The 14,919-nt window shown below is 66.5% G+C and carries 16 protein-coding genes; 9 read left to right on the forward strand and 7 right to left on the reverse strand.

The window, feature by feature from the left end:
* Nucleotides 1–23: 23 nt before the first annotated feature.
* Nucleotides 24–815, reverse strand: coding sequence for an alpha/beta fold hydrolase (locus tag QNO00_RS12755; RefSeq protein WP_284024745.1), 792 nt, complete (start codon nucleotides 813–815; stop codon nucleotides 24–26).
* A 44-nt stretch (nucleotides 816–859) separates the two neighbouring features.
* On the opposite strand from QNO00_RS12755, the gene QNO00_RS12760 reads away from it, so the two are divergent.
* Complete coding sequence (locus tag QNO00_RS12760; protein ID WP_284024746.1) at nucleotides 860–1,690, forward strand: CPBP family intramembrane glutamic endopeptidase; 831 nt, start codon at nucleotides 860–862, stop codon at nucleotides 1,688–1,690.
* A gap of 18 nt (nucleotides 1,691–1,708) precedes the next feature.
* On the opposite strand, the gene QNO00_RS12765 is transcribed toward QNO00_RS12760, so the two are convergent.
* Both QNO00_RS12765 and QNO00_RS12770 read right to left on the reverse strand, forming a co-directional pair.
* Nucleotides 1,709–2,926 carry a M20 family metallopeptidase gene (locus tag QNO00_RS12765; protein ID WP_284024747.1) on the reverse strand — a complete coding sequence of 406 codons (1,218 nt, stop codon included), beginning with the start codon at nucleotides 2,924–2,926 and terminating at the stop codon, nucleotides 1,709–1,711.
* Nucleotides 2,923–4,425, reverse strand: coding sequence for an MFS transporter (locus QNO00_RS12770; RefSeq protein ID WP_284024748.1), 1,503 nt, complete (start codon nucleotides 4,423–4,425; stop codon nucleotides 2,923–2,925). Before QNO00_RS12770 ends, QNO00_RS12765 begins: the two co-directional genes overlap by 4 nt.
* 107 nt (nucleotides 4,426–4,532) lie before the next feature.
* Between QNO00_RS12770 and QNO00_RS12775 the strand changes: the two genes are divergently transcribed.
* From QNO00_RS12775 to QNO00_RS12785, 3 genes are all read left to right on the forward strand, one after another.
* Nucleotides 4,533–5,540, forward strand: coding sequence for an Lrp/AsnC family transcriptional regulator (locus tag QNO00_RS12775; RefSeq protein WP_284024749.1), 1,008 nt, complete (start codon nucleotides 4,533–4,535; stop codon nucleotides 5,538–5,540).
* Nucleotides 5,541–5,665: 125 nt separating this feature from the next.
* Nucleotides 5,666–6,208, forward strand: a complete 543-nt coding sequence (locus tag QNO00_RS12780) for a DUF2231 domain-containing protein (RefSeq protein WP_284024750.1) — start codon at nucleotides 5,666–5,668, stop codon at nucleotides 6,206–6,208.
* A gap of 317 nt (nucleotides 6,209–6,525) precedes the next feature.
* Nucleotides 6,526–7,251, forward strand: a complete 726-nt coding sequence (locus QNO00_RS12785; protein ID WP_284024751.1) for a hemerythrin domain-containing protein — start codon at nucleotides 6,526–6,528, stop codon at nucleotides 7,249–7,251.
* 47 nt (nucleotides 7,252–7,298) lie between these two features.
* Here the strand turns inward: QNO00_RS12785 and QNO00_RS12790 are convergent, their stop codons facing one another.
* Nucleotides 7,299–7,988, reverse strand: coding sequence for an NADPH-dependent F420 reductase (locus tag QNO00_RS12790; RefSeq protein ID WP_284024752.1), 690 nt, complete (start codon nucleotides 7,986–7,988; stop codon nucleotides 7,299–7,301).
* Nucleotides 7,989–8,164: 176 nt separating this feature from the next.
* Here QNO00_RS12790 and QNO00_RS12795 point away from each other — a divergent pair, with 176 nt between their 5' ends.
* Nucleotides 8,165–8,902 (forward strand): SDR family NAD(P)-dependent oxidoreductase, encoded by a 738-nt coding sequence (locus QNO00_RS12795; RefSeq protein WP_284024753.1) that lies wholly within the window; start codon nucleotides 8,165–8,167, stop codon nucleotides 8,900–8,902.
* A 15-nt stretch (nucleotides 8,903–8,917) separates the two neighbouring features.
* On the opposite strand, the gene QNO00_RS12800 is transcribed toward QNO00_RS12795, so the two are convergent.
* Both QNO00_RS12800 and QNO00_RS12805 read right to left on the reverse strand, forming a co-directional pair.
* Nucleotides 8,918–9,523, reverse strand: a complete 606-nt coding sequence (locus tag QNO00_RS12800) for an RES family NAD+ phosphorylase (protein WP_284024754.1) — start codon at nucleotides 9,521–9,523, stop codon at nucleotides 8,918–8,920.
* Nucleotides 9,524–10,027: a hypothetical protein gene (locus QNO00_RS12805; RefSeq protein ID WP_284024756.1), complete on the reverse strand. Its 504-nt coding sequence runs from the start codon at nucleotides 10,025–10,027 to the stop codon at nucleotides 9,524–9,526. It abuts the gene before it with no gap.
* A gap of 355 nt (nucleotides 10,028–10,382) precedes the next feature.
* Between QNO00_RS12805 and QNO00_RS12810 the strand changes: the two genes are divergently transcribed.
* From QNO00_RS12810 to hisF, 3 genes are all read left to right on the forward strand, one after another.
* On the forward strand, nucleotides 10,383–10,646 hold the full coding sequence (locus QNO00_RS12810; protein ID WP_229966766.1) for a phosphoribosyl-ATP diphosphatase: 264 nt from the start codon (nucleotides 10,383–10,385) through the stop codon (nucleotides 10,644–10,646).
* A 78-nt stretch (nucleotides 10,647–10,724) separates the two neighbouring features.
* Nucleotides 10,725–11,567, forward strand: coding sequence for an ATP phosphoribosyltransferase (gene hisG, locus QNO00_RS12815; RefSeq protein ID WP_229966765.1), 843 nt, complete (start codon nucleotides 10,725–10,727; stop codon nucleotides 11,565–11,567).
* Nucleotides 11,568–11,579: 12 nt separating this feature from the next.
* Nucleotides 11,580–12,350 (forward strand): imidazole glycerol phosphate synthase subunit HisF, encoded by a 771-nt coding sequence (hisF, locus tag QNO00_RS12820; protein WP_284024757.1) that lies wholly within the window; start codon nucleotides 11,580–11,582, stop codon nucleotides 12,348–12,350.
* A 51-nt stretch (nucleotides 12,351–12,401) separates the two neighbouring features.
* Here the strand turns inward: hisF and QNO00_RS12825 are convergent, their stop codons facing one another.
* Nucleotides 12,402–13,283, reverse strand: coding sequence for a cupin domain-containing protein (locus QNO00_RS12825; protein ID WP_229966763.1), 882 nt, complete (start codon nucleotides 13,281–13,283; stop codon nucleotides 12,402–12,404).
* 526 nt (nucleotides 13,284–13,809) lie between these two features.
* On the opposite strand from QNO00_RS12825, the gene QNO00_RS12830 reads away from it, so the two are divergent.
* Entirely contained in the window at nucleotides 13,810–14,850 is a 1,041-nt protein-coding gene (locus QNO00_RS12830; RefSeq protein ID WP_229966762.1) for an NAD(P)-dependent alcohol dehydrogenase, read from the forward strand.
* Nucleotides 14,851–14,919 lie beyond the last annotated feature (69 nt).

Genomic DNA, 14,919 nt, shown 5'->3' on the forward strand with positions numbered 1-14,919 from the left:
CGCGTGGGGTCCTCCCTGCCGCCTCAGTTCAGAGAATCAAGGAACGCTGTCGTGTCCGCTGCGACCTGATCCGGGACCTCCCACAAGACCAGGTGCGCCACATCGGGGTAAACCTTCAACAGGCCCGCTGTGCGAGCCGCCAGATGTTCCTGGTCCCTGCGTGGGAGCAAGTCGTCCTCGCCGCCCCACAGGATCAGCGTGGGGGCGGAAATGGTCCCGGTCTCGGTCGGCGGCGCGGCCGTGCACAAGCCGTTCAGGATGGACTTCCATGCGTGCGCGGGCATTCTGACGCCGTCGCGCACCCGGTCCTCAAGAAACTCGGCGGGAACCTCGTGCCGCAGGGGAAACCAGGACAGCAAATTGCGCACCCAGTCCTCAGGGACGGGATCCGACAGGCCGTCGACGTCGTCGGCGAACGCGGGCCGGCCCCTGAGGGTCAAGGGCGAGCCCACCAGCACCAGCGCCGCCACCCGGCCGGGGTGATCTGCGGCCAGCTGCTGGGCCACGTAACCGCCGCTGGAGGAGCCGACGACGAACGCCCGCGGCACCCGGAGGGCCTGCAGAATCGCTGCGGCGTCCTCGGCCTGCTCTGCCAGAGAATAGCCGTCCACCGGTTTCTCCGCATCGCCCTGCCCGCGGAGGTCGGGGGCATAAACCCTGAAGCCGGTCAGCCGGGGGACAAGACGGTCAAAACTCCGGCGCGATTCGCCCCAGGCGTGCAGCAGCAGCACCGGCCGGGCTCCGGTGTCGCCTTGGACGAGGCACGGCACCGTGATGCCCGTGCGGAGCCTCAGATTCCGGACTTCGGCTTCCATAACCTCAGGGTACGCAGGGCAAGGCGGATTGCTACCCTGTCGTCATGGAACCTCCCGAGGTCTTGGAAGATGCCGGGGCGGACGCCGCCGGGCCGGACTTCGACGCCGTGCGGGCTGGTCGGCGGGCAGGTGCTCTTCTGCTGCTCCGCCTCGGGCTGGTCGCGGTGGCAACGGTCACCGTGTGGCTCCTTGTGCGCGCCGTCGAGGGTACGGCGTCGTTTCCGCCCACGCCGATGCTGGCGTCACTCAGCCTCCTTCCGGTGAACATCGTCTCGTTGCTGCTGGTGTCCCGTCTGCTCCAGAGTGAGGGTCGGACCCTGCGGTCGCTTTTCGCACCGCGCCGGTCGGTGCCGCGAGACGCGGCGTGGGGGCTGCTGTGGATTGCCGTCCTCTTCGTGCCGTTCGTGCTCGCCGTCATGGGAACGATGTGGTTGCTGCACGGACCTGGGATGTTCGAGGCCTTCGAGACAGTGTTCTACGATCCCGACGCCGCTACGATTGCATCGCCCCTGTGGGGGCTGGCCCTCGGCGCTCTGGCGGTTGCAACGTTTGCGCCGCTGAATGCGCCTGCCGAGGAGGCTGTCTACCGCGGTTATGCCCAGTCCCGGCTGTCGGCGGCATGGTCGCCGTGGCCGGCGATGTTGGTCTGTGCCCTGGCTTTCGGAGCGCAGCATGCGTTCTTCGCGCCGACCACCGACGCGATGATCGTGTACGTCTCCGCATTTACCGTCTGGGGGCTCGGTTCGGCGCTCATCGTCCGCGCCCAACGACGCCTGCTGCCGGTCACCATCGCTCATCTGCTCGTGAACCTCATGACGAGTTCCCCCGCTCTGGTGTTCCCCATCCTGCAGCTGACCGGCGTCGTTCCCTCCTGACGCGCCGCTGGATAGGGGTCAGCGTCGGGCTTGCCTCGTGCGCCGCGCGCTCTGCAGAGAGGCCCGCAGCTCCGAATCGGCGGCGGCATCGGCAGCGGTCCACGCCAGCGCCAGTGCCGCATCCATTACCGCGGCGTCGGCTGCCGGACCGGAAGTTTCGTCCGCGAAGGCTGCGGTGTGCGGCATTCCGCGGGCACCGAGAACGGCGATGACCGGATGGATGGCCGGCATCGCCTGCGACACGTTCCCCATGTCGGTTGACCCGCCCCCGCCGCCGGCTGCCGGCGGAGCCACGAGGGTGCGGCCGGTCGCCGTGAGGTTCCGGTTCCAGAGGCGAAGCAGCGCTTCATGCTGGAGCACCGGCAGATACGCGGGGGAGGGCTGCTCCACGGACCAGGTGCAGCCGGTGGCCAGTGCGGCTCCTTCGCAGGCGAGCAGCACCTTGTGCGTGGTGTCGTTCTGCACGTCCACCTCAAGGGCCCGGACTTCGAGCGCGAGCTCCGAATAGTCCGGAATCACGTTGATGGCTGAGCCGCCGGCAGTCACCAGTGCGTTGATGCGGACGCCGTCGGGCAGCTGCTGCCGCAGCAGGCCAATGGCGACCTGGGCCACCGTCGCCGCATTCAGTGCGTTGACGCCGTCTGCGGGCGCCGCGGCCGCGTGCGAGGCCTTGCCCCGGAACATCACCCGGAACCGGTCGCAGCCCTGCGACGACGTTCCGGTGCAGTCAATGTCTCCGCCGGGCGTGGGATGTGCCATCAGTGCGATGTCGGCCTGCGCGAAGGCGCCGGCGTCCAGCAGCAGAACCTTGCCGCCGCCCTCTTCCTCCGCCGGGGTGCCCAGCAAAACCACTGTCAGGTCCAGCTCGTCAGCCACTGCTGCCAGCGAGACCGCCGCGCCTACCGCCGCCGCCGCGATGATGTTGTGACCGCAGGCGTGTCCGATCTCGGGCAGCGCATCGTATTCGGCGCAGATCACCACCCGGAAAGACCCCGTGCCGTAGACCGCTTCGATGGCGGTCGGCAAGCCGTAACAGCCCACCGTGGTCGCAAACCCGGCGTCCCACAGCTGCGCGGCCACGCGTCCCGCGGAGCGGTGTTCGTTGAACGCCACCTCCGGATCGGCGTGCAGCTCCGCGGACAGGGCCAGAAGTCCGGGCCGGTGCTGGCCGAGGCGCTCCCGGATGGCGGCCTTGGCGGCGGTCACCTGGGCGGCCGTTGTCGTCGTCGTAGTCATACGGTGCGGTCCCCCTGGGCGGGGGCGGGCGGAGCTGTTTCTGCGCCGGCGGCTTGCGGTGCCGCGACTGCTTCGCCGTCGCCCCGGAACCGCAGGGCCACCAGCGCCAGAGCCAGTGACAGCGCCGCGCAGATGCCCCACACCATGAGGTAGGACGCGTTGGCGGAGGCGGTGGTGCTTTCGCCGTCGATCTGGAGCGTGACGAGGAAGGCCGACATGACCAGGGCGAACACGGCGCCGCCCACGGAGCCGGCGGCGGTTCGCGACGTGTTGTAGAGCGCGGAGGCGACGGCGACGGAGTCCTCGGGCGACTTTCTCACCACGATCGCGGGCAGGACCCCGAGGATCAGGCCGTTGCCGAAGGCGCCGATCAGCATGGCAGCCAGGAAGGGCATCGTGCTGGTGGAGAGGCCGATCATCGCCACGTACGATCCGACGCCCAGCAGCGACCCCAAAACCACTGTGGACTTGGCGGTGATGCGGGCCGCGATCCGGTCGCCGAGGGTGGCTCCGGCGAAGGTGGCCAGCGCCAGGATCAGGAACAGGAGGCCGACGCTTCCCGGCGACAGGCCCAGGCCAAAGCCGTGCGTGTCCGGATCCGTGAGAATGAACAGTGAGCCCGCGGTCTGCGATCCGAACATCTGCGCGCCGAACAGGGCGGCAGCGAGGATGGGCAGGCCGATGCCCGACGTCGTGAGCACCTTGAGGTCGACGAGCGGGTACTTGACCTTGCGCTCAACCTGCAGCCACAGGGCCAGCAGCGCCAGTCCGAGAACGATGGAGCCGATCGTCAGACCCGAGCCCCAGCCCCAGTTGCTCGCGTTGGCGATGCCCAGCAGGGTCAGCAGCAGGCCGATGGTGAGCAGGGCGGCGCCGGGCCAGTCAACCGTGCCGGCGCTGCGCGCGGTGGTTTCCGGCACCAGCCAGGCCACGACGGGGATGCACAGGAACATGAAGACCGCCGGCACCAAGAGAACCACGGTCAGGTTGTCGATCATGGCCAGGAGGATGCCCGAGACCATGGCGCCGACGGCTCCGCCCACGGTGAGCGCGCCGACCAGCTTGGCGATGCTGCGGCTGGCGGTTTCAGCGTTCCGGCTCCGGACGATGGCGAATTCCAGCGGCAGGAAGGCACCCAGTGGTGCCTGCAGGGCGCGGCCCAGCAGCAGGACGCCGAAGCTGGGGGCAAAGGCCACGACCAGCGAACCCACTGCCACCATGCTCACCGTGACCAGCAGCATCCGTTTGTGGCCGTAGAGGTCACCCAGCTTGCCGATGATCGGCACAAAGGCGACGGTCATGAGCAGATACACCACACTGACCCAGTTCAGGGCCGCGTCATCGACCGAAAAATCATCGCCGATGCGGGCCAGCAGGGGCGGAAACCAGCCCTGGAGCAGCCCGGAGCCGAGCTCCATGACGATAAGGAAGCCGACGGCGCCGCCGGCGGCTTTGGTGCCGTTGGCCAGGGTGCCGCTGGTGCTGGGGGAGGACTTCATACTCATCCGTTCTCGATCGGTAACGCGCGATGGTATCGTCCTCAAAATACAGACCAGGTCCGTTCCAACGAATAATCTGCAGGATTTGTCATCAAAATGAGGGTGGTATGCCGGATAGTTCCCTGAATGCGCTGGATCTTCGCATTATCAACGCCCTGCAGATAGCTCCCCGGGCGCCGTGGGCCCAGCTGGCGCCGATCATCGGTGCCGACGCGGCCACGCTGAACCGCCGCTGGCGGGACCTGCACGCCAGCGGAACGGCGTGGATCAGCACCTTTGATCCGGACAGCTGGGAGGCGGGAGCCCTTGTTGAGGTCAACTGCCACTCGGGGGCGAACCTGCGGGTGGCGGATGCCCTGGCCGAGACCCCGGAAGCCATCGGCGTGGACCTTACCGCGGGCGGCCGGGACATTGTGGCCACCATTGCCACGCCCACCGATGCCGCGCTGTGGACCTACCTGCTGGAGGAACTGCCGCGCATCGACGGCATTGAATCCACGCACAGCCATCCGATTGCGCGCAATGTGTACGACGGCAGCGCATGGCGGGTCCGGGCGCTGGACGCGCTGGAGACGCAGCAGGTTCAGGCCCTGGCTCCTGCCGGGAACCGCCGGGCGGCCGGTAAGAATATCGAGCTGGAGCGGCACATTACCGCCGTGCTGAATTCCGACGGCCGGGCCACCGCGACGGCGATCGGATCGGCTTTGGACGAGAGTCCGCGCCACATCCGCGAAACCATGGCGCAGATGAGCGCTTCCGGACGGCTGCAGCAGCGGACCGATCTGGTGCGGGGCGTTTCGGCCTGGCCGGTGAGTGCCTGGTATTTCCTGCGGGTTCCGGCTTCCAAGCTCGACGGCGTTGCCACCCGGCTGCAGAACCTGGACGAGCTCCGGCTGGTGTCGCACACCGTGGGACCGTACGACGTAATCATGGGTGTCTGGCTGAAGAGCCTGGCCGAAGTCCAGCGCCTGGAACAGCATCTGGAGGTGAAGCTCCCCGGGGTTTCGACGGCGGACCGGTCCGTTGTCCTGCGCAGTGTTAAGCAGTTCGGCCAGATCCTGGATCACCGCGGCCATGCCACCGGGCGGAGCAATCTGGTCACTGCGGAGGAGTAACAAGGGGCGCTCCCGGCGCGTGCCGCCCTTGCCCACCTGGGCCGGCCGCCGTCGTCGGGCGCCGTGCCGCGCGAAGGACACGGCGCCCCTATGCACCCCCGCGACGACGGCGTAGCGTAAACGAGGTGACTGAAGTTTCAGCGCCGCAACGACTGGCCCGGGCCGTGGCCGGGAGTTCCGTCTCGGAACGGGTGGCCGATGTCCAGGAACGCCTGTACCGGCCGGTTCTCGACTGGGTCAAGAACAGCGCGTTTCACTCCGATATCCTGGGCCACTCGATCCATCCGCCACTCACCGATCTGACTCTTGGAAGCTGGTTCAGCGCGTCCCTTCTCGATGTGGCCGGAGGGGTTGAGGCACGCCGCGGCGCCGCACTCCTGGTGGCAGCGGGATCGGCGGCGGCAGTGCCGACCGCCTTTGCCGGCGCCAGCGACTGGTCGTGGATGGCCGGGGAAGAGCGGCGGATCGGCGCGGTTCATGCCCTGGGCACCGATGCCGCCACCTTCCTTCAGATCGGTTCCCTGATCGCCAGGCTGCGCGGCCGCCACGGTTTGGGCGTCGCGCTGAGCCTCGCTGGAAACGGAATCATGGTGGGAGCCGGATTCCTGGGCGGACATCTGGCGCTCAAACGCGGAACCGCCCGCCGGACGGCTGCTGCCTCCGGATAGGAGCGGCCCCGATTCCACGGTCGTAGTGACCGAGCTGTGAGGGCCCTTTGGCGTCGGCGACCTGTGAAAGCCGGCGCCGTTGCTGCTGCAGGGCGGGAAAAGTTTCGCGAAGATGTCCATCGGAGGAATCCGGCAACCGCAAGCTACCTTCGCGCCCGGTCTCAGTAGAAAGGGCGGGCCGGGGTCAGCACTTCGGAAAGGCCTGACCGCTGAAGCTCCCCCGATGGCTTAAGCCATTGTGCTGATTGAGGAAAGACTTTAAGATACTCGCGGGGAACGGCCTCAGTCTTGGATGAACTCTTTAAGGGGCGATCCAAATGGCTGACTTTTTTACGGCCGAGCCGGGCGAGGCCCCGGCCCCATTGCCGCCGGGGCCCATCCTCTGTACCGGGACGGTCGGAATGCGGCGCGTTCACCGTTTTTTCCTTTGGGCCTACGATGAGGCACCCGGCCTGGTGCGGTCCACCCCTATTGGAGATACGGATCGCGCCGCATACGTTGGGGAAGTGCTCGGAAACTTCGACGGCGTGCTGCACATCCACCACGAGGGTGAAGACCTGCTGATGTACCCTCGACTGGCTGGCCGGGCACCGGGGTGCGCCCTGCATGTAGCGCAGATGCTGGAACAACATCGGCAGGTGGGGCAGCGGCTTGAACACATCGAACCGGTCCGGCGACGCTGGATGGAGACGGCAAACGTGGCGGCCGGCGAGGAACTCGCTGAACGCTATGAGGACCTCTCCGCTCTGCTTAAAGTGCACCTGCGCCGCGAAGTCACTGAGGTGATGCCCGTGGTGGACAGGGTGTTGAGCGAAAAGGAAATGGACGCGGTCGGTCAGCACGGGATCGAACAGTTCGACAAGAAATTTTTGGTGGGCTACCTCGGGATGATGATGGCCACGAACCCTCCGGACGACCGAAAGGCTTTCTTCAAGGAAATCCCTGCGCCGGTCCGACTTGCCTACCGCCTCGTGGGGCGCCGAATGTATCGGCGACAATATTCGACGCTGTTTCCCGGGCGCAAAATCCCGGAAACACTTTAGTCTGTTCGTGGGCATCTGCACGGCTCCCCTTCCGGTGGCCGCGGCCTTCAATCGATGCGCCGGGCGAGCTGCAGGTTGCGGATGAGTTCCTCGCGGCTCTGACCGTCCACATGGTGGCGCCACATCGGTGTTCCGGGAGCGCTGCGCCACGATTCGCTCAGGGGACTGTTGTCAACGGCGTCAAATCCGAGATCGCCGTAGAAGCGGCTGACCACTTCGACGGCGTCCGGATGGTCGCTCGAGACAACCAGCGCCTTCCGGTCAGGAGCACCGGCCGGCCTTGCCAGCCGGATCACCGCCGGCAGCGCATCGCCGGGGACCCGGATCTCGGAGCGCCCGTGGAACTGGACGTGGCTGAACGCCTTAACGAGCTTCGAAGCGGGCAGCTGTTCCTGGCGCAGCTCATGAATGGTCTGGCGGCCGGAGTCGACCTCCGGATAGTTTCCGTCGCGCCAGACCATGTAGTTGTTGTTATCGATCACGACCTTTCCCACGAGTTCGTCGACCGGCAGTGTGCTGTCGGGGGAGTAGGGGAAGGCTAGGACAGCGAAGTCAGCTGCGGCTGCGGCGTCGGCGGTGTAGGCAGCCCGGGCCCGCGGACCCAGCTCACTGATCAGGCTCTCCAGGGTCTCGGGACCGCGCGAATTGGCGATGACGACGTCGTAACCTGCGGCGATGGCCGCACGGGCCAGGGTGCTTCCGGCTTGGCCGGCGCCAAGTATGCCGATGGTGGTCATGAGCGTTTCTCCTCAGTTGTCCCGTTCACGGCGTCAGCCTACGTGTTTCGGCGCAGGCGTGGTCCGGCGGGCCCTGGACCCTCCCGCAACCGAGGCAGGGGCGGAAGACTGGTTGGCGGCACGCGTTTTGAGAGCCGATCATGTCAACCGTGGTGACGAGAAAGCGGGGGAGCATCGTGGCACGCGTCCTTGTCACCGGGTCAACTGACGGCATTGGGCGGTCGACTGCCATGAGGCTCCTCGAGCAGGGGCACGACGTCGTCGTCCACGCGCGGACACCGGCTCGGCTGAGCGCCGTTCGGGATCTCATTGAGCGAGGTGCCGGGGAGGTTGTCGGTGACCTGAGTCGTTTTCCCGAAGTCCGTGAGTTTGTGGCGCAGGCGAACGGGCTGGGACGGTTCGATGCCGTCATCCACAACGCCGGGACTATGAACGGCTCGTCGGTCCTGCCCGTCAATGTGGTGGCCCCGTATGTACTCACTGCGGAAATGGAACGCCCGGGGCGCCTGATCTATCTCAGCAGCGGCATGCACCATGGCGGGCGTCCCGACCTTGCCGGCATCGACTGGAGCGGCAGCCGCGCGACGCGCTCCTACTCCAACTCGAAGCTGTTCGTCACCACGCTCATGGCTGCGGTGGCACGATTGTGGCCGGACGTGCTGGCGCACGCCCTCGACCCGGGGTGGGTGCCGACAAGGATGGGCGGGCCCAGCGCGCCCGACGATCTGAGCCTGGCCGACGTCACCCAGGTCTGGCTTGCGACAACGGAGGACCCCGCTGCCATGGTGAGCGGCCGGTACTGGTTCCACCAGGAGCCCCGGGCCCCGCATCCCGCGGTGCATGATGAGGGTTTTCAGAATGATCTGTTGGCTTCCCTCGCCGCGTATACCGGCGTCGCGCTCGCGGGCCCATGATCCGAGGCGGGCTATTCACCGTGAACTGCGATACTTGCCCGCGTTCGGGCCTGGCCTCTCGTGCTTCCGCACTATGGGCCTGAGGATTTCGGCTGCAGCCCCCTCAACAGCTGGGTGGTCCAGGGTGAGGATCTCGGGATCGTCGTCCACGGTCAGCGAGGACCAGTCCCACAGGCCGACCGAAGCCCACTGGGACCCGTAGAAGGACCACCAGGAGACGCCGTCGTGCTGATTCGATTCGTAAATGCTGCGCGCCCACTCTCTGGTCGCTGCGTATTCGCGAGTGATGACCTGGCTGGGGTGAAGCCCCAAGTCCAAAAGCACGCGCGGATCGTCCAGATCAAGCACCCGCGGCGTGCCCGTGTATTTCACCAGGGCTTTCCGGCTGCCGGCAGGCGCCGCCCGAGGAACGTCCAGGACCCCCTGCGCCCACGTCGGGAACCGCCCCAGGGCTTCTGCGACTGCCGCCTCGGGATGCGATCCGACGTACAGCACCCGGTACTCCGCCGCCGGATCATCCACCCTGCCGTTTCCCTGATCCGGCCACACGAACAGGGGATGGCCGTTCTCGGTCGCGTCTGTGGCCGCGGGATCCCAGTTCAGGACACGGTAGAACTCCATTTAGGCGAACGCGCCCTGCGCATACGCCTTCATGGCCTCGATGAGCCGGCCGGGCCCTTCCTGCGCAAAAACATCGATCGGCCGCGCCCGCAGAAAAGGATCCTGACCCTCAAGCCACAGTGCGGCCTGTTCCGGTGTGAAGGTTGCCAGCAGGTGTCCGACGAGCGTGTCCAGGTCCGCGAGCTTGGCCCGGTTGGTCTCCGAGGGGCGGTCGACGCCGGTTGCCCACCGGCCCGGCCCGTCCTGTGAAACCCCGAGAAGCTTGGCGGTGACGTTGTTGCCCAGTGCGTCGACGACCCTGCGCGCGACTGCTTCAGGACCATAGGCGCCGGCATCCTTGATTGATTTCACCTGGACGCTCCCGGCTGCTGGCTTACGCCCGCGCTTGGTTCTGCCCGGAGTAGCGACGGCGGTTCCCTTGGGCAAGACGCCGTGGCCCTTGATGATCTGGACGTCCACGCCGCCGATACGGACCGTGCCGCTGAATTCCTCGGCTGTGCTCATGGCCACAGTAAGTGTTTGGGAGCGAGTGCGGCAAGAGGGCCGCACCGCCCATCGAGGTGGGTCCCTAGCTTTAGTCGGCAGGCATCTGATCTGTCGAGACGTAGCGCCGGGGATCGTCCGAAAGGGCATCTCGCGGGAACTCAATCCAATCAGGCTCTGTAGCCCCGTCACCGACGCTGAATACCCGCCAGCCGACTCCTGGGATCGAGGCTCTGGTTCATGCCGTCAGGAGAGACGTCCCCAGGCAGCCGTCACAACCCTCGCTACCTAAACGGGGTGAGACGCTATAGGCCGTCCCCGTCACACCCCGACCCCCAATTGAGCCCCAACCAGCGGCACAGCGTAGCCTTGACCTGTGAAAACTTTCGAAGACCTCTTTGCAGAGCTGAGCGAGAAAGCGCAGAACCGCCCCGCCGGTTCGCGCACGGTGACCGAACTCGAGTCGGGCGTTCACGGCATCGGCAAGAAGATTGTCGAGGAAGCCGCCGAAGTCTGGATGGCCGCCGAGTACGAATCCGAAGCCGAATGCGCCGAAGAAATCTCCCAGCTGCTCTACCACCTGCAGGTACTCATGCTCGCCAAAGGCATGACCCTCGAGGACGTCTACAAGCATCTCTAGCCGCGCGCTGAATCCAGTGCGTGGCCCCGCCGGCAACCTCACCCCAACCTCAGTGACTTCCAGCGAAAGATGCCTCCCATGCTCCGTGTAGCCGTCCCCAACAAGGGATCCCTCTCCGAATCCGCCTCCGCCATGCTCTCCGAAGCGGGCTACCGCCAGCGCCGCGACAGCCGCGAACTGGTCCTGGTGGATCCGGACAACGACATTGAATTCTTCTTCCTCCGCCCCCGCGACATCGCCGTCTACGTCGGCGCCGGAACGCTCGACGTCGGCATCACCGGCCGCGACCTGTTCCTGGACGCCGAGGTGGACGCGGAGGAGCTGATGAACCTGGGCTTCGCCAAGTCCACCTTCCGCTTCGCCGGACCGGCAGGTGACTTTACCGCCATCGAGGAGCTCGAGGGCAAGCGCCTGGCGACCAGCTACGACGCACTGCTGCGCAACTACCTGACGGACCGCGGCATCAACGCCTCGGTGGTACGGCTTGACGGCGCCGTGGAGTCCTCGGTGCGCCTCGGCGTCGCCGACGCGATTGCCGACGTCGTCGAAACCGGAACCACGCTGCGCGCCGCCGGCATGGAAATCTTCGGCGAGCCGATCCTGAAGTCCGAGGCCATCCTGATCGGCCGCCGCGGGGAAAACCCCGCGGGCGTCGACGTCCTGATCCGCCGCCTGCGCGGCGTCCAGGTGGCGCACCAGTACGTAATGATGGACTACGACGTGCGCCGCGAACTCGTCGACCAGGCGGCAGCCCTGACACCGGGCCTGGAATCGCCCACCGTCTCACCCCTGCAGGACAGCGGCTGGGTGGCCGTGCGCTCCATGATCAGAAAATCCGACACGAACCGGATCATGGACGAGCTCTACGACCTGGGCGCCCGCGCCATCCTCGTGAGCACCATCCACGCCTGCCGGATCTAGGGGAGGACCACCATGAGTGTTGCCATCCGCGTCATTCCTTGCCTGGACGTCGACGCCGGCCGCGTGGTCAAGGGCATCAATTTCGAGGGCCTGCGCGACGCCGGAGACCCCGTGGAGCTGGCGCACCGCTATGACCGCGCCGGAGCCGACGAGCTGACCTTCCTGGACGTCACGGCATCCTCGGGCAACCGCGACAACGTGTTCGACGTCGTCTCCCGGACCGCCGAGGAAGTCTTCATTCCGCTGACCGTGGGCGGGGGAGTGCGCGGCATCGCCGACGTCGACCGGCTGCTGCGCTCCGGCGCGGACAAGGCCTCGATCAACTCGGCCGCCGTCGCCCGCCCGGACGTCATCGACGAGATCACCCGCCACTTCGGTTCGCAGGTGCTGGTGCTCTCCGTGGACGCACGGCGAACGCACGACGGCGCCACGCCGTCGGGCTTCGAAATCACCACGCACGGCGGCCGCCGGGGCACAGGGATCGACGCCGTCGCCTGGGCCCGCGAGGCAGCGGACCGCGGCGTGGGGGAGATCCTGCTGAACTCCATCGACGCCGACGGCACCCGCGAGGGCTTCGACCTGGAAATGATTCGGGCCGTCCGCGCGGCAGTAAAGGTGCCGCTGATCGCCTCCGGCGGTGCCGGCGCGCCCGAGCACTTCCCGGCCGCCGTGATCGCCGGGGCCGACGCCGTCCTGGCCGCCTCGGTCTTCCACTTCGGGCCCGACGATGCCATCGCCAAGGTCAAGCAGGCCATCCGCGACGCCGGGTTCGCTGTCCGCTGACGTTTGCCGGAAACGTTCCGACAAACGCGAGTACAGCGATGGGGAGAGCAGCTAGGCCCTTGAGGCCACGAAAATCTGGGCCGGCCCCGTGAACGTGGCTGTTACGGGGTCCCCGGCGTACAAGATCTTCGCTCCGGGCTCCAGATCCGTTGTGACCTCATCTACGGTGATGGCGGCGGGTTCCATCGCGGCGAGCACTACGCTGAACGGTCCCAGTCGGGCGGGCTTCGGATCATCCCCTACGACCACCCGCCGCAGGTCCAGATCGTCGCTCCAGAGCGGAATGCGCTGCTCGCCGTCGTCGACGTCGGCAACAGGCAGGGGAGAAGGCTGCGGCTGTCCGTCGCCCGTCAGGACCTGGAGTTCGCAGAGGTCCACGCGCTCCTTGGTCAAGCCTGCCTGCAGCGCATTATCGGAGTGGCCCATCACCACTGCTGCTTGGCCGGACAGATAGGTATGCAGGCACCCGGGGGGTATCACGGCTACCTGCCCGGGATCCAGCTGGATCAGCTGCATGCAGACGGCCAGCAGGACGCCCCGGTCGTCTGGGAAAATCGGCTGCAGCCGGCGTACTACGGCGGCCGCCTCGGCGGCCGGTCCCTCAACGTCCCGGATCCGATGCACCGCGTCGGCTGTTTCCCGCAGTGCGGCGGCCTTTTCATGAGAGCTCATGCGCAGCACTGAGTGGATGGCCGTCTCATGGCGGAAGGAGAGATAGGAACGCAGCCAGGGCAGTTCCAGCCCGGAAGCGATGGCCTGAAGCTCTTCCGTGCTCCTTTCCCCGGCAAGCACGCGCAGGGGTGTGAGGGCCACGGCTACCTCACACTTCGGGTTGCGGTCCTTGTAGTTCCGGTTTCCGGCGCCCAGCGGCACGCCCCGGGCCTGTTCCCGGACGAAACCCGCCAGCGCCTGCTCCCAACGCGGGTGCAGCATGATCGGCGGCGGAACATCGGCGTCCAAGATCTGAAGGCGGAAGGGAAACGGAGAGCCGGTTCCGGCGTCCGCATGGGGGACTGCGACAGGTTGGTCCCCGGCAAACCGCTCCAGTGTTTGCCGGAAGGTCGCGGGATCCCAATCAATGAGCAGGCCGCGCGAGGCTGAGGGTGAAGAACGGCGAGCGGCTGCTCCGGAACTGGAGCGGACAGAATCGGCACGGACAAAAGTCACTTACATCACCAATACGGGGCACATACGAAGCTATTAGGGACCGCAGGGTCCCACATGCGGAAAACGCGTTCTTAATTATAGGCATTACCGTCCGGACAGGAACTGGTTGCTGATCCCCCTTGTCAGGCAGGTGCTGCCGGCCGGACCGGAGTGCCGCTGTTGCTCCGGGTCGGCGTCCGGGCTCGAAGCGGGCCGGATCCGCCGTCGTCGCCCCCTGCGGAAATAAATAGCGCAGGATCGGACTTGTGCCTTAGGTGCCCTATGGCACTGTTACCCCACAGCTTGGAGAAATATGACTACCGCACGCGCTTACGCAGCCCCCTCCGCCACCGATCCGCTGGTTCCCACCACGATCGAACGCCGCGAGGTCGGCCCGCATGACGTCCTCATCGACATTGCCTATGCCGGTGTCTGCCACTCGGACATCCACACCGTCCGCGGCGAATGGGGACCCATCGCGTACCCGCAGGTTGTCGGCCACGAAATCGTGGGCACCGTGGCCGAGGTTGGTGCGGATGTCACCGCGCACAAGGTCGGCGACCGTGTGGGCGTTGGCTGCATGGTCAACTCGTGTCGGGAATGTGAAAACTGCCTCGCCGGCATGGAGAACTACTGCCTGAACGGAAATACCGGCACCTACACTGCCGTGGACCGCGATGGCAGCATCACGCAGGGCGGGTATTCCACCGCCATCGTGGTGGTCGAGGACTTCGTCCTGAGCGTGCCCGAGAGCATCCCGTACGAAGCCGCGGCTCCGCTGCTCTGCGCCGGCATCACCACCTACTCGCCCCTCGCCCACTGGAACGCGGGACCGGGCAAGAAGGTCGCCGTCGTCGGCATGGGCGGACTCGGACACATGGGTGTCAAGATCGCCGCTGCCATGGGCGCCGAAGTGACGGTCCTGTCCCAGTCGTTGAACAAGCAGGAAGACGGCCTCCGTTTCGGTGCCGAGCACTACTACGCCACCAGCGACGCGGGCACGTTCGAGAAGCTCGCGAACACCTTCGACCTGATCATCAACACGGTCAGCGCCCCGGTGGACATGCAGCAGTACCTGTCCCTGCTCCGCCTGGACGGAACGATCGTGAACGTCGGCGCGCCGCCCGAGCCGCTGCCGGTCTCGGTCTTCGCCCTCATGGGCAACCGCCGCTCGTTCGCATCTTCGGGCATCGGCAGCATCGCCGAGACCCAGGAAATGCTGAACTTCTGCGCGGAGCACAACATCGCCCCCGAGATCGAGCTCATCAAGGCCGAGGACATCAACACCGCCTACGAGCGTGTGCTGAAATCCGACGTCCGCTACCGGTTCGTCATTGACGCGGTGACCATCTAATTTCTTAGAGTTAAAGGCACCCTGCCGGTTGGCGGGGTGCCTTTTGCGTTCAACCCGGAATAGATGGTC

The organism is Arthrobacter sp. zg-Y1219 (assembly GCF_030125545.1).
GTDB lineage: Bacteria > Actinomycetota > Actinomycetes > Actinomycetales > Micrococcaceae > Arthrobacter_B.